This window comes from Ornithinimicrobium cavernae (assembly GCF_003121625.1).
GTDB lineage: Bacteria > Actinomycetota > Actinomycetes > Actinomycetales > Dermatophilaceae > Ornithinicoccus > Ornithinicoccus cavernae.
In genome coordinates, this window is the sequence record NZ_QDDJ01000001.1 from 56,834 (window position 1) to 75,730 (window position 18,897).

Consider the following 18,897-nt stretch of genomic DNA (forward strand, 5'->3'; position numbering starts at 1 on the left):
GCTCACCGCTTGCCCGCAGCCTCGAGCGCCCCAGCGACGTCCTGGTAGTCCCGGCCGGGCAGCTGCGCGAGCGGGACGCCGCCCCGGACCGGGCCGGTAAACCAGGCCTTGTTGGGCCAGATGCACCCGGCGCCGCGGAGCAACGTCCGCCTGCGCCACAGCAGCCAGCCCAGTACCGGCGCGATCGGGTCGGTGCCGGTCACCCAGCCCTGCGGGGTCGCGCGCAATTCCCCGGAGGTCCCGGCGAGTCGCAGGGCGGCGTCGACGCGGGGGTCGGTGCCGTCCGACGCCGGGCACACGGCCCAGACCCCGCCGTTCACCCAAGGGCTTACGCGCTCCGCGTCGCCGACCGGAGTCGCCGGGGCAACCTCGGCGTGCAGCCCGACCAGCGCCTCACGGCTGCCCCAGACCCCAAGCGCGGGCGAGGCGGTGCGGCTGATCGGGTGGCTGCTCAGCGCGCTGTCCCGTACCAGCTTGCCCGGCCCGGCGAACGCGTGCAGCAAGATCGAGGCGTCGTGGCTGGCGCCGTCGTAAGAGACGGCCCCGAACGCCGCGAGGATGCCCGCGACCTCGGGGACGTCCATAACCCGCTCCGCGTACCTCTGGACGCTCCCGGGGTCGAACGCCGGAACGTCCGGCTTGTCGGTACCCAGGCCGAACCGGCCGAAGGGGTCTAGGCCGCGCAGCGCGGCGGCCAGCATCTTGCTCTCGGTGCTCATTGCTTCGCTCCTCGTAGGTTGGTGCTCATAGCCATTCCCGGTTGTCGTAGGCGGTGATCTGGGCGGCGACCTCGTAGGCCCGCTCGCGGACCCGGGCGCGGGCGTCAGCGCTGACATGCGCCGACAGGGTCGTGTCCGCCGCGGCCCACGCGAACTCGACGCGCTCGGGGTCACCCTCCGAGACCGGGGGTAAGTCCGGGTCGTGCGCGTGCCCGAACTCGACCCGGTACGCTGCCCGCGCGCTGGCGCCGTCCCCGGTCAGGACCGCCACGCCATCAAAGGCGGGCCGCAGCCCGCGCGGGACGGCCACCAGGAACCTGTCGCCCCCGCGGACGTCGACACCTAGCGGGATCACAGCCCTCTTGGTCCAGCGGATGACGTTGCCGCCGGTCAGGGCGCTCACCGCGGTCGCGACAGCCCAGCGCCCGCCGCCCGCGGAGGGCGTCACACGCGCCTCGACGTACGAGAGCGCGGTCAGGTTCGGCCGGGCGTCACGGCCGCCGAGGGTGACCATGCGGGCTCCGTCGCGGCTAGAGCCCCACCCGAGGGCCGCGGACGGGACCTTCGGGGCCAAAGCCGCCTCAACGCGAGCGAGGTCAGTCATCGCAGGCGCTCCGCGCCGTGACCTCGTAGGTCGGAGTCCAGAGCGTCTCGCCGTCGTTGGGCTTCGGGCCTCTGGTGTCGTGCCTCAGGCCGGGAACACCGCTTTCGTAGGTCGCCTCTTGGCGGATCACGCCCTTGCGCCGGAGCCGTTCGAAGCTCTGGCGGACCCGGACGACGTGGAGCCCGGTGAACTCCGCGACCTCGTCGGCGAAGGTCGAGAAGTACTCGTAGGACAGCCGGAAGACGGCGTCCGCCACCTCGCAGTCGATGCGGACCGCGATCGCGGCTCGGTCCGCGGCGTCCCGGTCGGCCTCGATCCGGCGCCTGGCCTCGTGCTCGACCCGGAGTTCGTAGGCACGCGCCTCAACGTCGGCTTGGAAACGGCTCAGCTTGTCCACCAGCGCCTCCACGTCCTGCTCGAACTTGTCGTCGTCGGTCACCGGTCCCCTCCCGCTTCGCGGGCGTGCCGGAGCGCCCTGAGCCCGGCGTGGGTCGGGCGCAGCAGGCGCGCGCCGGGGCTGACGCCGGGCCGGTACCGGGCCGGGACGTCCTCGATCAGCCCCCGCTCGCGCAGGGTGTTGATCGCCCGGACCAGCGCGCTGCGCCGGTCTGGGGCCTCGGGCTGGCGACCCAGCTCGTAGGCGGTGGTGCCGCCGTGCTGCGTCGCAAGCCGGGCGGCGGCCGCTAGGACGAGACGCTGGTTGGGGCCGAGCCCGACGCCGCCCATCTCGACCCGCCGGGGCGGGGACCACGGTTCGCTCATTGTGTGCTCCTTGAGTTCGATTAGTTGTAACTTCAATCAAACTCCCCTTGAGACGTTCCCAGCAAGGGAACTCGTCTGTGTCGCTTGACACCCGGGGCGGCGGGCACCGGGGAGAGGGAAGCGCGGACGCCCGGACCTCAACCGCTTTCGCGGCCCGAAGAGAGGCCCGGGCGTCCTGGCGCAAGAAAGGGGCACAACGCTGCGCCTACGTCCATCGGACCATGCGGGGCCGCCCTGCGGAATCACAGCGAGGCCTGCCGCGCGGCGGACGCCCGGGCTGCCCGGCACGCGCGGCACTGGCGACGGCCGCTCTTCATCCGGTAGATCAGGTCGGAGGTCAGTGTGTGAGCCCCCGCGGGGCAACTGCTGCCGGGCAACCAGGAGGCGCCCCTCACCCTTGGAGGCCTCCGCGCCCGGCGGGTCGGGGCCGGTGCCGGGTCCGCCTCGGCGGCAGGCGGGCTGGCATCGCACACCCGGAGGTGGGCGGCCACGGCCTCGGGGTCCGGTACCTCCGCCTGGCGGCAGCCGCACGGCAGCGCGAAGGAGCCGCCGTACCGGATGCCGAGGATGCCCTTCGGTGAGCGCGCGTCGGCCCACCGGTCATCACTGGCGAACTGGGCCGCCTGGCCGGGGGTGGCCGCCGCAACGGCGTACTCGGCGTTGCTAGCCGCAAGCCCCCGATCCGCGACGTAGCCGGTCACCGAGGGGTAAAGGGTGTAGACGCGGACCTGCCCATGCCTAGCCACTGCCCGAGGGCCTTCCGTGGAGGCGCGAAGGCCAGGGTGCGCCCGAGGCCCGCTCCGGGTGCACAGGACCGTCGGAGGGGCCGCGACGGGCCGCGGGGAGGGCGCCGAAGTACCCGCAGGCGAGCGAGCGGGCGCGCAGTAGGCGTCGGCTCACGGCAAGGCACCCGCCCCGGCGCGGCGGGCGACCTCGGCCGCACCGGCAGCCGTGATCTGCAGCAGGCGAGGCGCCGGGTTGCTTCGAGGCGCGTCCAGTCGGGAGCCGGGCGGGACCTCCTCGACGAACCCGCGAGCTTCGAGGGCACGCAGCGTGTTGCGGATGTGGCCGCGCGGCGACCCGGTTGCCCGGGCGAGTTCGGCGGCCCAGGTGGGCCGGTCGGATGAGGTCATCTCGGCGAGAATCTGTCGCTGCCGGACGCCGAGGGGCAGCGGATAAGGGTTCATGCTGTTGTCCTTCCGGTTGGCGGTGCTTGGGTTTTGCGGGGCGCGGTCGGGCGCTCCGGCACGGGTTGCCGCGGCCACGTCAGCCCTCCCCGCTGGGCTGGCCAACGCGCTGCCGGGCCAGCAGGCGCCGGTGCTCCTTGAGGACGTGCGCCAGGAGCGCGTCTCGCTGGTCACGCGAGAGGTGTGGAGGCTGTGGAGGCTGTGGAGGTTCCGTGACTTCGGCGGGCGCCCCGGGAGAGAGGAACGAGGGGTACCCCTCCGTTTCTCCTTGGAAGTCCGGCACAAGTTGCGGAACTTCCACAGCCTCCACAAGCAGCCTTCTGAACTCGAACCCGTTGCCCTTTCGGCCCTTCACGTGGGTTGCTTCGATACCCCAGACCTCCTTCATGAGGGGTGCGAGGGCGTTGATCTCGGACGTCAGGGCGTTCAGGGGCGGCATGGCTTTGCCCGACATGTGCCGAGTGCCGGACAGCCGGTTGTGCAGCTCCGAGGTCCCCCAGCGGCCCTCGCGAAACCCGACAACCTCCAGGAGGGCGGCCGCCAGGGCGCTTGTCTCCAGGATGGCCGCCGAGATGCTGGACCGGGTGCCGCTGAACTCCTTGAGGGTGTCCCACTCCCTGGCTTTGTCGATCGCGGCGAGGTGCCGCGCGAAGTCGGCCATCCGGGGCGCGTTCTCGAGCCTCACGTCGGGCAAGCACGCGAGCGCGTCGGCGGTCAGGTCCAGTACACCGGCGAGTGCCTTGGCCGCCGCCGCCGCGGCCCGCTCCGAGACTTCCCGGTCTTCCAGCCGGGTGGTCACGGGCAGGCTCTCAACCAGCATGGAGCGGTCGGCAAGGTCGCCCCGGACCCCGGCCAGACCGAGACCGTTGAAGGCGATCACGCGGCGGATCCGCTGCTCGTTGGTGTCGGAGTCGGTGAACAGCGTCCGCCCCCGGCGGCCGTCCCCGGTCGCCGCCTTGCACAAGGCGTCCGAGGTCCAGTCGGCCAGCCTGGAGACGTTGTCGAACGCGGCGCACCACGAAGACCGCAGCACCTGCACCCAGTCCTTCTCCGGCGGCACCACGATGTCCTTGGCGACGTGCGGGTCGATGAGCTGCGTCAGCAGGCGGGTGAGCGTGGTCTTCGCCGAGCCCGGCTGGCCGGTCACAGCGGCGATCGCATGGGGGATGTCCTCGCGAAGTGCCGCGGACTGCCAGGCCCGCAGGAGGCGGAAAGTCTCGTCCGAGACGTTGTGCAGCTCGCGCCCCGCGTAGACGTCGCCCGTGCCGGGGAGCGGCGTCGGCAGCGGCAGGGAGCCGTTGGGGCGACGGAAAAGGACGGGCGAGTCTGCGGTGACCTCCCACGTTCCCGGCCGGATCACGACGACCTCGCCTCGGTCGTTGCACAGGTCGAGGACCGCCCAGCCTTCGGGGGTCGAACCCACCCGGACGAACACACGCTCGCTAGGCGCGCCGACGTTGCGCCCGCGCCACACACCGAGGGCCTCGTTGACGGCGGACGCGGACGGGACCTTCCCCGTCTGGTCGTAGGCGGCCGCCGCGAGGCTGTCTGAGAGCGAGACCGACTTGACGTCTAGGACCGCTCCTCCGTCCACGGGCACCGCCACGAGCGCAGCGTCGTCCTCGGACCGGACGGCGCGATACCCGGCGTCGAGGATGTCGACGAGGACGGTCGCGACCGACGGCCCGCGCCCTCCCCCGCCGCCGTCGGTCCCGCCTGGCTTTTCGGTCTCCTTCACCCAGATCCGCTCGCCGATGTCCGTCCACGTGGCCTCGTCCCAGTCGTGCGGGTCCAACTGGGCGCAGAAGTGGCCGATGACGGCGTCGTAGAGCCACTTGTGCACGGGGTCCGCGCGCAGCAGACCGGCTAGGTGCCCTGCGAGCGCCGTCGCCCAGTCGTTGCGCCCCGAGCCGGGGCCGCCTGGCGCCTCGGCCAGGTGGCGCCGGAGCGCGGTGCCCTTCGCAGCCCGCCCCCCGGCGAACAGTTCCTTGGTGGCGATCGCAGCCAGCGCCGCCGGGAGCGGCGGCAGAGGCCCGTCCAGGGCGCCCCCCGCGAGCTCGTACCGGTCCCCGGTGTCCGGGTGTACCGACCCGGGGAGAACGACGTAGCCCGTCGGCCCCGAGCAGGAGTCGAGGGGAAGCCACTCAGCCTCGAGGAGGACGCCGTCGCGGTCCGTCTTCGGCCTGCCTCCTGGCCGGACCGTCCGGCCTACCGCCGGATCACCGGCGAAGTAGAAGTGGCCGCCCTTGCCCGTCCGGACGCGCGGCGCCTCCGGGAATGCGTCGGCCAGCGCGTCCGCCAGCCACTGGGCGTCCGCGTCGATGACGGTGAAATTGTCTGTCACTAGGCCCCAGTTGGCCTCCGGGAACCCCCGACCCCAGACCTCCACCTGCTGCGCATCGTTGCTGGCCCCGTGGAAACCGTTGCTCGTCGCGGGCGCTTTGCCCCGCAGCGGGAACACCCTGTGCCCGACCCTGGCCATCCGGACGGCCTGGGCGTACGCGTCATTGCTCATCTTGGTGGCTCCTTGTGCTCGTTGTGGTCGTGCCGCTGCCCCCGGGCCACGGGTTCCCTGAGGCGCACCATTGCGGGTTGCGCTGCGCCCCAGGGGAACCCGATCGGCCACAACGGAGACTCTTGAATCGGACCAGCGCCAGTGGCCTCGTGACCAGCGATCACCGACGTGTGGTTCCACACGCCGCGCAACGCTGGCCAGCCGCCCGGCGCGCATGGTCCGATTGATACGCGCCCTTCGCTCAGGCGCTACTAGCTGCCGGGGTCGTCCGGAAGACCGACCCCGGCGGCGTGCCCTCTTCTCGGGCCTCAGGGCAGGCGCCCGGCCTCAGCCCCGCCCGGAGCCCCCAGAGACCGCGGGAGGCCCCGCCGGGACCCGCCCGCGGTGCGCCACGGCGTGGTAGACACGGAGCAGCTCCCGATCGACCTCCGCACGAAGCGCAAGCAGATCCTCATGCGTCTGCCGCTGGAGCAGCTTCCTGACCTCGGGCTTGACCGGTCGCTGCTCGGCGGCGCGGGCCAGGAGGCGGGCCTCGTCCTCGTCAGCGAACTGCTCGGCGATCGCCTCGTCTACTCCATCGCTGCGCGTGAAATACGGGTCGTCGGCGACCACCCACTCCATGGCCGTGTCGATCGCGTCTTGCAGGTCTGGGTCGGGGTCACCGGGCCCCAGCACGCCGAGCACGGCGCTGCGTAGCCTTGTGGACGTCGGGAGCGCCCGCCCGTCGCCGCCGATGGGGACCTTCACCCCGTCCTCGGTTACCCAACCGGCCACGGGCGCCAGGCGCAGGCAACCTGACCAAGCCTTGTGGTCGGCGCGGTCAGGAAGTTGTTGCTCCCAGCCGCCGTAGTAGTTGCGCGGCGTGCTGGCCGTCGCAACGCGCCAGCCGGGCTCGGCGGGGCGGAAGGTGATGTCGATGGTGGTCATGCGGTCCTCCTCGGTAGGAGGGACCCCCGCGGCGCCAGAGCCGGTTGCTCGAGCATCAGCACGGAGTATCCCGTGCCGCGTATTGCTCGCCCCGCGGTTGTCGGCAGCTGTAGCCGGACTGCGCCCCCCAGGAAATCCCGGTCCTCCGGGGTCAGGCTGAAGCGCGCAGGACAATTTTGTACACCATCCCCGCGCCCTGCGGACCGGATGTGACGAACGCCTGTGACGAAGGTCTCACTCGCGCCAGGGTTCCGGGCTGGCAGTCCGGCCACCGCCGCAGCCCCAAGGGCCGCTGACCTGCGCGAACGCGACCTACTGCAGGCCGCTCGGCCCGCGGGGCGGCCGGGCAGGGCTGCGCCGGATCGCCACCGCGCGGCGTGTTCTCCCACACCGCGCGGGCTCTAGCGATTACGGTCACCCTAATGCGACACGCGCGGCCGCGTGCGGAACTTCGAGGTTCCGCAGGCGATGCTCTCGCGCGACCCGCAGCTACGCATACCCGCAGGTCACAGACGCGCCCGCAGCCCCACGCCGTCGCCAGGTCGTGGTGCCGGAGTGACTGGTGGGGCCAAAGTTATCCACAGGCCACCCGAGCCGGGTCAGGACTGTCATGCAATCGGACTAGGCTGACTCATGTAGAAGCCCCCGGCGACCGCCGGTTAAGGCGGACACCGAGGGCCGAGTGCCTTGGTAAGCAACTCGACTCTAGCCCTGCATGGCAGGGTTCGCCACATCCTGGCGCGGCCACGCCCTGGCTTTCTGCCGCCCGACGAGGTGCTCAGTCACGCTCCGGGAGCTGGAGAAGAGTAATGGTCTACACGACCGCCGCACGCAAGCCGCTCGGGACCACCGCCAAGACGGGGCAGGACTGCCCTGAGTCCGGGCTTTGGCGCCCCGGCACCAACGGGACGACCGCCCCGATCGCTCGGGGCAACACCATACCGCCCTACGCCGGGCAGGCCGTGACCTGGACGCTGGTTCAGCATGGCTGACCGTCGGGCGGGCAAGGTGCCCCACGTCCCGGAGGAGGGCGGCGGCAGCCAGCCGCGCTCTCGCAACAAGGACGGCAGCTGGAGGCGCACGCGCTCAGACGCGGGGAAGAAGCGTAAGTAGGGCTGCCCCGCCCCAACCGGGCGGCGGGTCTCCTAGCCATCGTGCTGGGGGACCCGCCGTTCGGGCGTTCCGCGACATCAGTTCTTCAGCGCGTCGGCTTCCACGCGCAGCTCGTGAAGACGCGCGTCGACCGGGGCCAGGCTCTCCAGAAGCTCCCTGCGCCGGGAGCGTACGTCGCTCAGGAAGGCGTAGTACCTCGCGTCCCCCTCTTCTGCCGCACCTTCCGGCGCTTCCACCTGCAGATCGAGGTACTGGCCCTTGAGGTGGCCGGGCGCGTTCAAGCGGATCCCGAGCGTCCCCCAGTACGCCTCGAAGGCGACCTTGGCCGAGGACATGGCCGCTCGTAGCTTCCGGTCGAAGATGGGCTCGGCCGCCTCCGCCCAGCGCTCCGCTACGCCGTCCATGTCGCGGGCGGCCTCGCTACTGAACTTCTTGTCGACGGGCATGTCGCGCAGGAACCGACGCGCCCGGCCGTCCCTCCCCAGTACGCCTAGGACGGGCGGCTGCCTCCGGCCCGCTCCGGACTGCTGGTGGGCGACATGGCCCACGTCGGCGCGCGCTACCCGGGCCCGCCGGAGGGCGGCCCCCTCCCCCACCTGGCCGTGCCTCCCCAGCGCCCAGGCCGCCGGGACGGCCACGACGGCCACGGCCGCGATGGCCCAGCCCCCGGCCGGGTGCCGCTGCGCGAGCCGCGCAGCGATTCCCCAGGCGTCGGTAAAGGCCACGATGGCGGTCGCGGCGAGAAGCAAGGCGCCAAGCACCGCGGCTGCGATCGTCCATGCCTTCCTCATGCGCAGACCCTACGACGCTGCCGGGGGTCGGTAGCCTGGCGCCGTGCCGGAGAACGCGAGGAAGCGCTGGAGCCGCCAGCCGATGCTGGCCGAGGCGCGGCCTGACATCGCAGCGGAATGGCACCCGGACAACGCACTGGCCCCCGAGACGGTCAGGGCCGGGTCGGCCCGGCGCGTGCGCTGGCGGTGCTCGGTCTGCGCGACGGAGTGGGAGGCGATCGTCTCCAACCGCACGTACCTCGGGTCCGGCTGCCCGGTCTGCACCGCCCGCAAGCACGCTGAGGTCAAGCCTGGGTCCTCGCTGCTGGACAGGGCGCCCTGGGCCGCGACCGAGTTCGACATCGAGGCCAACGGCATGCACCCCGCCCAGGTCCGTGGGACCTCCACGATGCTCGCGTGGTGGGAGTGCTTCGACTGCGGCTACCGGTGGCAGGCGCAGGTGGCCAACCGCGTCAAGCGCCGCGGGATCTGCCCCAAGTGCGCGGCCCGAAGCCAGGTCGGCCGCCGCAAGAGGCCTCGGGGCTGAGCGTCAGTCGGCCCAGCCGAAGTACCGCGCCATGTCGCGGGCGGGCTGCGGCGGGTAGGACAGGTCGCCGTCGTCGTGGAGGGCAACCACGAGGACGCCTGCGGCGTCGGCCCGGGCCAGCTTCGCGGCCAGGGCCGCGTCGTGCCCGGGTAGGAACCGGCCGGGCGCCGGGAGGGCCGCCTCGCACCCGCACCAGCACAACCCGGTGCGCTGATCGAGCGCCGGGGACGCCGCCCGGGGCGTCCCCGGCGAGGCCCGGGCTGGAGTCCGCGGCCGGGTCGTAGCCCCGCATCACGCCACCACCAGCAGACGGGTCGTAGCACCCTCGGGTGCGCGGCTCCTCCGCACCCCGGACCTCACCGATGACTAGGCGGTCGGGTCGCATCCGAAGGGACTGCCGGACCAGGGTGGTCAGGGTCACCTCGCCGCGGCCCTCGACGTTGGCGGCGCGGCCCTGCAGGCGCACGACGTGCGGGTGCCGGACCGCGAGCTCCCTGGTGTCCTCGACCAGCACGATCCGTTCGGCCGGATCCACCCCTTGGAGCATCGCCCCGAGCAGGGTGGTCTTGCCCGATCCGGTGCCACCCGTGATCACGAAAGACACCCGCTTACGCACGACCTCGCGCAGGATCTGCGCCACCTGACGGTTGAGCATCCCCCACTGCTCCAGCGTGGCAAGGTCGGGACTGGTGCTCCGTGGGATCCGGAGACTCAGGTGGGCCCCACCGGCCACCAGCGGCGGCAGGATGCCGTGCAGGCGGACACCCCCTGGGAGCAGCCCGTCCACCCAGGGACTGGCGTCATCGAGCCGTTGACCAGCGAGGGTGGCGAGGCGCACCGCGAGGCGTCGGACGGAGTCGGCCTCCGCGAACCTGATGGGCTCCTGGTGCAGACCGTCCCCCCGGTCGACCCACACGCCGTCGAGCCCGTTGACCAGGACGTCGGTGACTGTCGGGTCGGCCAGCAGCGGCTCGAGCGGACCCGCCCCCAGGACCTCGCTGCGCAGCTCCTGGCGCAACGACGCGACACCGGCGCTGCCCAGCCGCACCGCGTCACGGTCGGCGATCGCGTCGACCGCCTGCGCCGAGGATGCGCGACCTCGGCGGATCTGGTGCCACACCCGCTCATCGGTCGTGTCCTGATCGGTCACGGTCAGGCTGCCCTGAGCCCCGGGAGCAGGACACAGAGCACCTCGTCCGCAGCATCGGTCAGTGGACCTGACTCACTGGCGACGGCCCGGCCGCGCTCCAGGCACGAGCGCACCGTCCGGTCCTCTGCGAGGCGGGCGAGCACAGGGGCTCCGAGGGCGGAGGCGATGTCCTCCTCCGGCAACACGGACGGCCAGCGCAGCACCACGCCGGACAGCCCGTGCACCGCCCTGGACACGGTCGCGGCAGCCCCCAGGCCGACCACGGAGGCCTCGACGAGCAGCACCACCTCGTCACACATCGCCCACCACTGCTGGTGCCCGAGGACGGGTGCCGCCGGTCGCGGCAGGTCCACCACCGTGAGCTCCACGGCTGCGCGCACTGCTGTCAGCACCGGCCTGGGGCCGGGAGGATCACCCTCGGGGGGCTGCACTCCCCAGGACACACAGCGCAACCCCTCGTCGGTGGCCGGCAACTCGCCGACCAGGCGGTGGGGATCCACGTCGCCACGGATCCCCTGCAGATCGGTCCACCGCAGGCCCGGCTCCGCGTCCAGTCCGGCCAGCACGTCCAGGCCACCGCCCCACGGGTGCGCGTCCACCAGGACGACGTCCCGCCTCGCGGCCGACGCGCGAACCGCGCAGGCCGTGGCCAGGGTGCTGGCACCTACGCCGCCGGAGGCGCCCAGCACGCCGAGGACGACGCCTCCACCGGCTGGCCGATCCGCTTGGTTCGTCGCTGTCATGGGACCAGCGTGCAACCGGCGGTGGGACCTCCGACGCGGTGAAGTCGTGGCTGTGGATAGCGCAGAGCTTCGACCCATCCTGTGGGCAGACGGCACTGTCCAGTGGCAAGAGCGCTGCTCCACAGTTCATCTGCCGCACAACCATCGTCTGATCGACTCGGTAGGCGTCACCTGTGTGGCCTGGCAGCCCTTGACTGTCACCGCGACGGAATCGAAACCACCCACCACGACGGCGCCCTTGCCGACCATCATCCGGGGGCATTGGATGTGTCCTCCCCCTCCGCCGAATGTCGGACGTACTCCTTTGGAGTCCGATGTCGTCTTGGAGCCGCCAAGCGTTCTTCGAGCCGGCTATTTCACGCTCTGAGAACGATGCGCGGCTCCAAGACGACATGTACCCCGCCGACACGGTCGTATCCGACTCTGCCGCGATCGGTGAGGCACGGTGTGCGGGCACAGCCATCATGCCGGTGAGACACCTCGCGAACGCGAGTTGAGGTCACATACGCGCGAGGCGGTACCACCGCGGCCTGATGCTGCGCATCAGTGGGGGGAGCTTTGCCTGGTAGGGCGTTTCGTCAACGATCCTCCACCGGGGAAACGCCGCCGCAACATCTTCTCGCCTCGCACCCGGCGGAAGGGGCCCCCGGCGTGCCCGCGACCACACGAGCAGCACGATCTGGGCATCGTGGCCCGCGACAGCGTCGACCTCTCGACCAACTGCTGCCCGCTGCACGTCGCTGAGATGGTTGAAGCACTCGACATCGAGGATGAGGCGATACCCCGTGCCGACGTCAGCGTCGCGCAGTGCGGTCACGCTCCCCTGGACGAAACGGACCGCGACACCCCACTCCTCGGCCCGGCGCTGAGCGTCCTGCACGGCCCTGGGGACGACGTCGATGCCTGTGACGTCCCAACCACGTGCGGCCAGTTCTCGCGACCACCTCCCCCTGCCGCACCCGAGGTCAAGTGCAGCACCAAGAGGCCGTTCCACACTCTGCTCGACCCGATCCATGAGCGTCCTCAGCTCAGGTGCCACACGTTCGGCATCCGCTTCCCAGGGAGTGAGTCCCACCGCGTACAAAAGACGGTACAAGCGGCCCATCAAGCCTCCCTGGCTCCGCGCACCTCATCAACGGGTCGCACCTGCCCACTGTTGACCCATGACCTGGAGACGTCAAGGCCCGCAGCTACTGCCAGGTGAAAGGGCCCCAGGTGTCCGGGCGAGCACCTGACCCGGGAAAGGGGACGGCCCCCGCGGGGGGAGCGGGGGCCGTCGACGTTGTAGGTCAGGGGGGGATGACCCACAACGCCCGCGCTCAACCCTTGCGGGGAGCGCTGTACGTCCAAGTATGCACCACAGCCAACGCGTTGAGCAAACTTCGGGGAAACGCTACGTGACGGGACCATGGAGGACTCGCCACGCCCGGACAACCACCCGGCAACCGTCAGGGCGACGGCCGGCCGACGGGGCCTCCCGGTCGCCGGGGAGTCGGGCCCGGACATGGGATGACGCCCCGTGAAGGGCGTCATCCACGGCGGTGGCCACCCGGGTGAACAGTGCGTGCAAACAGTTTGTCGGGTCCGGCCAGCCGGGCCTCGAACGGTCCACCAGTGGACTGCCCGCGCGTGGGTGCCCGGGTCGTCACCGCCGGTAGCGGACGGATCCGCTACACCTCCCCTTTCTACTCCTGACGAGGCCTTTTGGGAAGCCCCCCGTGCTCAGACGAGCTTCCCGGCGAGCACGGAGTCGGCGATCGCGGTGCCCGCACCGGCACCCGTCACGACCGCCTCGGCGCAGTGCAGCAGCCACAACCGGACCCCCTCGGTGCCGCCCTGGCCGTATGCCGTGAGGGCGCCCCGGTAGTCCGCGCCCACCTTCTGGCTGTGGCCCAGCTCGGGGACCGCGACCCCGGTCGGGTCCAGCCCACCGACCCGGTGGACCACGCGCTCCAGCGCCCTGGCGACCAGCCCGTTGCCGCTCACGAACGGGCGCACCGTGACGAGCTCGGCGTGCACGAGGGCGGCGACCGCGAGGGCCGAGCCGCCGGTGCGCAGGGTCCCGAGCAGGTCATACACGAGGTTCAGCCGCTCCGGCAGGTCCTCGGCGGGCAGGGGCTCCCCGAGGTCGCCGAACTCGCTGCAGCCCTCCCCCGGCAGCCGCGGGCGACCCACCTGTTCGGGCGGCAGCAGGTCGGCTCCGGCCGCGAGGTGCAGGTGGGCCAGCAGGTGGGCCGGGCTGTTCAGCCCGGCCGAGGTCGCCGACTCGGTCGCCGCGGTCACCTGGACCGCCGCCTTGAGGACCCGCTCGACCGGGTCGGGCTCGGTCGGCCAGGCCGCCGCACCGCGCACCAGGTCGCGCACGAGCGAGACCGTGCCCTGGGACCCGGCGGGCTCGGCCCCCTCGAGCAGAGCCGTCGCCGTGGCCCCGCGGACCCGGGACTCGGCCGCCGCCTCAGGGATGCGGCGGCGCAGCGCCTGGTGCCACCGCAGCTCGGTGCAGGCCGTCCTCGCGTCCTCGACCGCCTCCCGCACGCCCGGCAGCCCCAGCAACGCCTGCACCTGATCAGCAACACCCGTCCCGGAACTCACCGACCCAGCGTAGGCGCGACCAACCCGCCCGACCCGACCGGCGTCATACCGGATGTCAGAACGGGCACGAACCAAGGGGCCACCCGGGGCCACGACCCGACCACAGAAGGAGGAAGACCATGCACGCACACCGACGCACCTGGGCGGCCCTGGCCGCGACCCTGGCCCTCGCCACCGGCGCCCCCGCGCTCGCCACGGCACCGGAGGCACCGGCCCACATCCGTTCCCTCGACACGGCCGTCAGCGGGGTGATGCAGGCCAGCCCCTACTGCGGGATCACCTGGGGCTCCCTGGCCAGGTCCAACGGCACCACCCACACCACCGGCACGGTCGAGGACGTCCGGGCCGGACGGCATACCTGCTTCGACCGTCTCGTGATCGACGTCGACGACGTCCCGGGGTCCCTGACCTATGACGTGCGTTATGTCGACGCCGTCCGGGCGGACGGCTCCGGCCAGGTCGTGCCCCTCTCCGGTGGCGCGGACCTGAGGATCATCCTCCGGGCACCGGCCTACGAGGACGGGGCACCCACCTACGACCCGACCGACCCCGCCCACCTGGTCGCGGTGGCCGGCTGGAGCACCTTCCGGCAGGTCGCCCTGGCCGGCAGCTTCGAGGGGCAGACCACGGTCGGTCTCGGGGTCCGGGCGCGGTTGCCGTTCCGGGTCCTGGTGCTCGACGGACCGGGTGACGGCGCCCGCCTGGTGGTCGACGTCGCCCACCGGTGGTGACGTGCCGGACCGGTGACCTGCCGCGCGGCGACCGCTGACCCCACCGGGGCCGCCGGTCGTCGCGACGGGGGCGCGGGCCTGTTGCCTCCCGCCGGGTGAGAGTGTTGGCTGTCAAGAGACACACCCTGATCTGAGGAGGCACCGTGGCCGAGGAGACCCTGTCCAACCTGTTGCACGAGGAGCGGACCTTCCCGCCCTCGGCCGACTTCGCCGCCCAGGCGAACGGCACCCAGGCGATGTACGACCAGGCCTCGGCCGATCGGGAGGCCTTCTGGGCCGAGCAGGCCCGCACCCACCTCACCTGGGACACCGACTTCGACCAGGTGCTGGACTGGTCCGAGGCTCCCGTTGCCAAGTGGTTCCTCGGTGGTCGGCTCAACGCCGCGGTCAACTGTGTGGACCGGCACGTCGAGGCCGGCAACGGTGACCGGGTCGCCTTCCACTTCGTCGGCGAGCCGGGTGACACCCGGGACATCACGTATGCCGAGCTGCACGACCAGGTGCAGCGCGCGGCCAACGCGCTGGTGGACCTCGGCGTCAGGACCGGCGACCGGGTGGCGCTGTACCTGCCCATGATTCCCGAGGCAGTTGTCGCGATGCTCGCCTGCGCCCGGCTCGGCGCACCGCACTCGGTCGTCTTCGGCGGCTTCTCCGCCGACGCCCTGCGCAGCCGCATCGCCGACGGCGAGGCGAGGGTCGTCATCACCGCCGACGGCGGCTACCGCAGGGGCAAGCCCTCCGCCCTCAAGCCCGCGGTCGACGAGGCGATCTCCGGTGAGACGACCGTCGAGCACGTCCTGGTGGTCCGGCGCACGGAGACCGAGGTCCAGTGGACCGAGGGCCGCGACCTGTGGTGGCACGAAGCCCTCGAGGCGGCCGCACCAGAGCACACCGCAGAGGCGTTCGACGCCGAGCACCCGCTGTTCATCCTCTACACCTCCGGCACGACCGGGAAGCCCAAGGGCATCCTGCACACCACCGGCGGCTACCTCACGCAGTGCGCCTTCACGTCCTACGCCGTCCACGACATCCATCCCGAGACCGACGTCTACTGGTGCACCGCCGACATCGGCTGGGTCACCGGCCACAGCTACACGGTCTACGGGCCGATGGCGCTGGGGGCGACCCAGGTGATGTACGAGGGAACCCCCGACACCCCGCACCAGGGGCGCTGGTGGGAGATCGTCGCCGACAAGAAGGTCACCATCCTCTACACCGCCCCCACGGCGATCCGCGCCTGCATGAAGTGGGGTGAGGAGTTCCCCAAGGCGCACGACCTGTCCTCGCTGCGGCTGCTGGGGTCGGTGGGCGAGCCCATCAACCCGGAGGCGTGGATGTGGTACCGCCGCGTCATCGGCGGCGACCGCACCCCCATCGTCGACACCTGGTGGCAGACCGAGACCGGCGCGATCATGGCCAGCCCGCTGCCCGGAGTGACCCCGGCGCGCCCCGGCTCCACCCAGCTGGCGATCCCCGGCATCGACCTCGATGTCGTCGACGAGGCGGGTCAGTCCGTGCCGGACGGGTCCGGCGGCTATCTGGTCGCCCGCAGCCCGTGGCCGGCCATGCTGCGCGGCATCTGGGGAGACCTGGAGCGCTACAAGGAGACCTACTGGTCGCGTTTCCCGGGCCTGTACTTCGCGGGAGACGGCGCCAAGAAGGACGAGGACGGCAACCTGTGGGTGCTCGGTCGGGTCGATGACGTCATGAACGTCTCGGGCCACCGGCTGTCGACCACCGAGATCGAGTCGGCCCTGGTGAGCCACCACAAGGTCGCCGAGGCCGCCGTGGTCGGTGCCACGGACGCGATGACCGGTCAGGCCGTGGTGGCCTTCGTGATCCTCCGGTCCGAGGCGATCGACGAGGCCGACGAGGTCGGCGAGGGCGCTGACCTGGTGGCCGAGCTGCGCAACCACGTCGCCAAGGAGATCGGGCCGATCGCCAAGCCCCGACAGATCCTGGTCGTCGCCGAGCTGCCCAAGACCCGGTCCGGCAAGATCATGCGGCGCCTGCTGCGCGACGTCGCGGAGAAGCGCGAGGTCGGCGACGTCACCACGCTGGCCGACAGCTCGGTGATGGACCTGATCAAGACCGGGCTGGGCTCCAGCGGGTCTGGCGCGGGTGGCGACGAGAGCTGATCTGCCGGACGAAATGCGGGGCCGCGAGGCCTCCATTTCAACCATTTTTCAGGGCCTGTTTTTCTTTGCGAAGAACTTACCGTTCCGGGGGCCGCTTTAGAGCAAGGTCGCGGCAGACTTGAGCCATCGACACGCCGCCGCGGTCCACTCCCTCGGATAGCGGCGAGCACCGGCTGTCACGGGACCGGCGTCGACAGGGTGCCCACCCGACACGAACAGGGGGTGTCGGGTGGGCACCTCTTTTTGTGTGCTCTGCGACCGGTGCGGACTCTTCCCCGCCGGCAGGTTGCGGGCGGGCAGGGGATCGACCTGTGCCGCAGGCGTTCAGGGGTTAGGGTTTTGACCATGACGACCGGCAACCAGACATCAGAGCGGACCATCGGGCAGCTCGTGTCCGACGCGACCAACGACCTGTCCGCGATCGTCCGCAGCGAGATCGAGCTCGCCAAGAGCGAGGTGACGGCGAGCGCCACCCGGGCAGGCAAGGGCGCGGCTGCCGGAGTCGTGGCCCTGGTGCTCGCGCTCTATGCGCTGGGGCTGCTGCTCCTCGCCGGGGCCTGGGGCATTGAGGCGGCCGGGCTCCCCCTGTGGGCAGGGCTCCTCATCGTCGCCGGCGTGCTCCTGCTGATCGTGGGAGGCCTGGCGTTCTTCGCGGTGCAGGAGTTCAAGAAGGCCAAGCCCAAGCCCGTCCGGGCCATCGACAACGCCCAGCAGACCATCACGTCGCTGAAGGCCAGCCTCAACCAGCAGGGCAAGCCCGGCGCGGCAGCCTGACGCCCGGCTGGGGCGACGGCAGCCACTGAGTCGCTGGCAGCCTGACGCCACGCTGGCGCGACGGCAGCCTGTCGCCACGCTGGGGGCCCGTGCCGCTCAGGGCACGGGCCGCACGTCCGACTCGTCCCATGGGACCTCCCACCCGCCGAGCCGCAGGATGCCGTCCAGCACCATCGCGGTGAAGCCCCACACCACGAGGTCGTGTGCCTGGAAGGCGGGCCCGATCCAGCCGCTCGGGTGGCCGACCCGGAACCGGTGTGCCGGGTCGACCAGTTCGGCGACCGAGATCTGCACGACACTGGCCACCTCCCGCGGGTCCCGGGCCCACACCCGGCCCGGATGCTGCCACCATCCGAGCACCGGAGAGACGTCGTGTGAGCTGACGGACAGGTTGAGGGGCGGCAGGAGACCAGCCACCTCGACGGTGTCCGGCTCGACACCGACCTCCTCATGCGTCTCACGGAGGGCCGTCGCCACGAGGTCCCGGTCTGTCGGCTCCGCCCTCCCGCCGGGGAAGGAGACCTGGCCCGGGTGGGAGCGCAGGGTGTGCGCGCGCTCGGTGAGCAGCAGCGAGATGGCCTCCGGCGCGATCTCGGCAGCCTCGGACGGGTCGCCGCCCGTCGAGTGCGTGGGCAGTTCCAGCGCGGGCCCGGCTGATGACGACGTCGCCACCGCGTGGTCTCTCCTGGTGGCCGGGACAGCGGGGGCGAAGAGCAGCAGCACGGCCGACTGTCGCTGCCCGGGTTGGCCGGCAGGGGCGAGCTGACGCCTCCAGGGGTGGTCGCCGTCCGGACCCGCGGCGCTCTCCACGAGACCGGTCAGCCACCGGGGGACAGTCACCGTGGAGGCGCCGTCCGCACGAGCTTGGCGGCCTTGTCAGGGTCGGTCTCGCCGGTGCCGTAGGAGGGGCACAACCGCGCGATCGGGCAGGCGCCGCACGCGGGCTTCTTGGCGTGGCAGGTGCGGCGCCCGTGGAAGATCAGGACGTGGGAGAGCTGGGTCCACTCCTTGCGCGGGACGAGCGCACCGACCGCGTGCTCGACCTTGACCGGGTCCTCCTCGGTGGTCCAGCCGAACCGTCGGACGAGGCGGCCGAAGTGGGTGTCCACCGTGATGCCCGGCACTCCGAAGGCGTTGCCCAGCACGACGTTGGCGGTCTTGCGACCCACCCCGGGAAGCTTGACCAGGTCGACCATCCGGCCCGGAACGACCCCACCGTGGTCCTCGACCAGCGCCACACCGAGGCGCAGCAGGGACTCGGTCTTGGCGCGGAAGAAGCCGGTGGAGGCGATGATCGTCTCCACGTCGGTGCGGTCGGCGCCTGCAAGGGCCTCTGCATCCGGGTAGCGACGGAACAGCTCGGGCGTCACCATGTTGACCCGCACGTCCGTGGTCTGAGCGGACAGGACCGTCGCCACGAGCAGCTCGAAGGGGTTGGTGAAGTCCAGCTCACAGTGGGCGTCCGGGTAACGCTCGGCGAGGAGACGGTAGATGCGTCGTGCTCGCCGAGTGAGTGCCAGAGGGGTCTCTCCGGTGGGGGTCTCGACAGGCTGGATCACGGTGTCCACCTTAGACATCGGGGGAGACACTCGACACAGCGCCGGGCGTTAGTGGCAGGATGACCA

General features: G+C 71.6%; 19 protein-coding genes. 4 read left to right on the forward strand and 15 right to left on the reverse strand.

Features of this window, described 5'->3' with window-relative positions; translation table 11 throughout:
• Positions 1 to 2: 2 nt before the first annotated feature.
• From DA085_RS21090 to DA085_RS00330, 9 genes are all read right to left on the reverse strand, one after another.
• Entirely contained in the window at positions 3 to 719 is a 717-nt protein-coding gene (locus tag DA085_RS21090; RefSeq protein ID WP_161958361.1) for a hypothetical protein, read from the reverse strand.
• 25 nt (positions 720 to 744) lie between these two features.
• A complete protein-coding gene (locus tag DA085_RS00280; RefSeq protein ID WP_109470940.1) occupies positions 745 to 1,233 on the reverse strand; it encodes a hypothetical protein in 489 nt (162 codons plus the stop codon).
• 82 nt (positions 1,234 to 1,315) lie between these two features.
• The gene (locus tag DA085_RS00285; RefSeq protein ID WP_109470941.1) at positions 1,316 to 1,762 is read right to left on the reverse strand and encodes a hypothetical protein; all 447 of its coding nucleotides are present in this window, start codon (positions 1,760 to 1,762) and stop codon (positions 1,316 to 1,318) included.
• Positions 1,759 to 2,085, reverse strand: coding sequence for a hypothetical protein (locus DA085_RS00290; RefSeq protein ID WP_109470942.1), 327 nt, complete (start codon positions 2,083 to 2,085; stop codon positions 1,759 to 1,761). Before DA085_RS00290 ends, DA085_RS00285 begins: the two co-directional genes overlap by 4 nt.
• A 242-nt stretch (positions 2,086 to 2,327) precedes the next feature.
• Positions 2,328 to 2,831, reverse strand: coding sequence for a hypothetical protein (locus DA085_RS20810; protein ID WP_154402043.1), 504 nt, complete (start codon positions 2,829 to 2,831; stop codon positions 2,328 to 2,330).
• A gap of 150 nt (positions 2,832 to 2,981) precedes the next feature.
• Positions 2,982 to 3,272, reverse strand: coding sequence for a helix-turn-helix domain-containing protein (locus DA085_RS00300; RefSeq protein WP_109470944.1), 291 nt, complete (start codon positions 3,270 to 3,272; stop codon positions 2,982 to 2,984).
• Between the two features lie 79 nt (positions 3,273 to 3,351).
• Entirely contained in the window at positions 3,352 to 5,787 is a 2,436-nt protein-coding gene (locus DA085_RS20815; protein WP_161958362.1) for a bifunctional DNA primase/polymerase, read from the reverse strand.
• 327 nt (positions 5,788 to 6,114) lie between these two features.
• A complete protein-coding gene (locus tag DA085_RS00320) occupies positions 6,115 to 6,714 on the reverse strand; it encodes a hypothetical protein (protein WP_109470945.1) in 600 nt (199 codons plus the stop codon).
• A gap of 1,190 nt (positions 6,715 to 7,904) precedes the next feature.
• On the reverse strand, positions 7,905 to 8,618 hold the full coding sequence (locus tag DA085_RS00330; RefSeq protein WP_109470947.1) for a hypothetical protein: 714 nt from the start codon (positions 8,616 to 8,618) through the stop codon (positions 7,905 to 7,907).
• A 43-nt stretch (positions 8,619 to 8,661) separates the two neighbouring features.
• Between DA085_RS00330 and DA085_RS00335 the strand changes: the two genes are divergently transcribed.
• On the forward strand, positions 8,662 to 9,144 hold the full coding sequence (locus DA085_RS00335; protein WP_154402045.1) for a zinc-ribbon domain-containing protein: 483 nt from the start codon (positions 8,662 to 8,664) through the stop codon (positions 9,142 to 9,144).
• Here the strand turns inward: DA085_RS00335 and DA085_RS00340 are convergent.
• The 4 genes from DA085_RS00340 to DA085_RS00360 form a co-directional block, all read right to left on the reverse strand.
• Positions 9,071 to 10,294, reverse strand: a complete 1,224-nt coding sequence (locus DA085_RS00340; RefSeq protein ID WP_237565228.1) for a TadA family conjugal transfer-associated ATPase — start codon at positions 10,292 to 10,294, stop codon at positions 9,071 to 9,073. The genes DA085_RS00335 and DA085_RS00340 overlap by 74 nt on opposite strands.
• Positions 10,295 to 10,296: 2 nt before the next feature.
• Positions 10,297 to 11,037: a septum site-determining protein Ssd gene (gene ssd, locus DA085_RS00345; protein WP_161958363.1), complete on the reverse strand. Its 741-nt coding sequence runs from the start codon at positions 11,035 to 11,037 to the stop codon at positions 10,297 to 10,299.
• Between the two features lie 499 nt (positions 11,038 to 11,536).
• Positions 11,537 to 12,142 (reverse strand): class I SAM-dependent methyltransferase, encoded by a 606-nt coding sequence (locus tag DA085_RS21960; RefSeq protein ID WP_109470951.1) that lies wholly within the window; start codon positions 12,140 to 12,142, stop codon positions 11,537 to 11,539.
• Between the two features lie 617 nt (positions 12,143 to 12,759).
• Positions 12,760 to 13,629: a Fic family protein gene (locus tag DA085_RS00360; RefSeq protein WP_109470952.1), complete on the reverse strand. Its 870-nt coding sequence runs from the start codon at positions 13,627 to 13,629 to the stop codon at positions 12,760 to 12,762.
• A gap of 119 nt (positions 13,630 to 13,748) precedes the next feature.
• Here DA085_RS00360 and DA085_RS00365 point away from each other — a divergent pair, with 119 nt between their 5' ends.
• From DA085_RS00365 to DA085_RS00375, 3 genes are all read left to right on the forward strand, one after another.
• Positions 13,749 to 14,360, forward strand: a complete 612-nt coding sequence (locus DA085_RS00365; protein WP_109470953.1) for an AMIN-like domain-containing (lipo)protein — start codon at positions 13,749 to 13,751, stop codon at positions 14,358 to 14,360.
• 143 nt (positions 14,361 to 14,503) lie between these two features.
• Entirely contained in the window at positions 14,504 to 16,498 is a 1,995-nt protein-coding gene (gene acs, locus DA085_RS00370) for an acetate--CoA ligase (protein WP_109470954.1), read from the forward strand.
• A 345-nt stretch (positions 16,499 to 16,843) separates the two neighbouring features.
• Positions 16,844 to 17,272, forward strand: a complete 429-nt coding sequence (locus DA085_RS00375; RefSeq protein ID WP_109470955.1) for a phage holin family protein — start codon at positions 16,844 to 16,846, stop codon at positions 17,270 to 17,272.
• A 96-nt stretch (positions 17,273 to 17,368) separates the two neighbouring features.
• Here the strand turns inward: DA085_RS00375 and DA085_RS00380 are convergent, their stop codons facing one another.
• Together DA085_RS00380 and nth are read right to left on the reverse strand one after the other, a co-directional pair.
• Complete coding sequence (locus DA085_RS00380; protein ID WP_109470956.1) at positions 17,369 to 18,112, reverse strand: NUDIX hydrolase; 744 nt, start codon at positions 18,110 to 18,112, stop codon at positions 17,369 to 17,371.
• Positions 18,109 to 18,849 (reverse strand): endonuclease III, encoded by a 741-nt coding sequence (gene nth, locus DA085_RS00385; RefSeq protein ID WP_109470957.1) that lies wholly within the window; start codon positions 18,847 to 18,849, stop codon positions 18,109 to 18,111. Before nth ends, DA085_RS00380 begins: the two co-directional genes overlap by 4 nt.
• Between the last annotated feature and the right edge of the window lie 48 nt (positions 18,850 to 18,897).

What these genes read in the sequence shown, in the direction of transcription:
- DA085_RS00365 (WP_109470953.1), top strand. Translation starts at nt 13,749, where the DNA reads ATGCACGCACACCGACGCACCTGGGCGGCCCTGGCCGCGACCCTGGCC.
- ssd (WP_161958363.1), bottom strand. Translation starts at nt 11,037, where the DNA reads ATGACAGCGACGAACCAAGCGGATCGGCCAGCCGGTGGAGGCGTCGTC.
- nth (WP_109470957.1), bottom strand. Translation starts at nt 18,849, where the DNA reads ATGTCTAAGGTGGACACCGTGATCCAGCCTGTCGAGACCCCCACCGGA.
- DA085_RS00300 (WP_109470944.1), bottom strand. Translation starts at nt 3,272, where the DNA reads ATGAACCCTTATCCGCTGCCCCTCGGCGTCCGGCAGCGACAGATTCTC.
- DA085_RS20815 (WP_161958362.1), bottom strand. Translation starts at nt 5,787, where the DNA reads ATGAGCAATGACGCGTACGCCCAGGCCGTCCGGATGGCCAGGGTCGGG.
- DA085_RS00280 (WP_109470940.1), bottom strand. Translation starts at nt 1,233, where the DNA reads ATGGTCACCCTCGGCGGCCGTGACGCCCGGCCGAACCTGACCGCGCTC.
- DA085_RS00330 (WP_109470947.1), bottom strand. Translation starts at nt 8,618, where the DNA reads ATGAGGAAGGCATGGACGATCGCAGCCGCGGTGCTTGGCGCCTTGCTT.
- DA085_RS21960 (WP_109470951.1), bottom strand. Translation starts at nt 12,142, where the DNA reads ATGGGCCGCTTGTACCGTCTTTTGTACGCGGTGGGACTCACTCCCTGG.
- DA085_RS00290 (WP_109470942.1), bottom strand. Translation starts at nt 2,085, where the DNA reads ATGAGCGAACCGTGGTCCCCGCCCCGGCGGGTCGAGATGGGCGGCGTC.
- DA085_RS21090 (WP_161958361.1), bottom strand. Translation starts at nt 719, where the DNA reads ATGAGCACCGAGAGCAAGATGCTGGCCGCCGCGCTGCGCGGCCTAGAC.
- DA085_RS00375 (WP_109470955.1), top strand. Translation starts at nt 16,844, where the DNA reads ATGACGACCGGCAACCAGACATCAGAGCGGACCATCGGGCAGCTCGTG.
- DA085_RS00320 (WP_109470945.1), bottom strand. Translation starts at nt 6,714, where the DNA reads ATGACCACCATCGACATCACCTTCCGCCCCGCCGAGCCCGGCTGGCGC.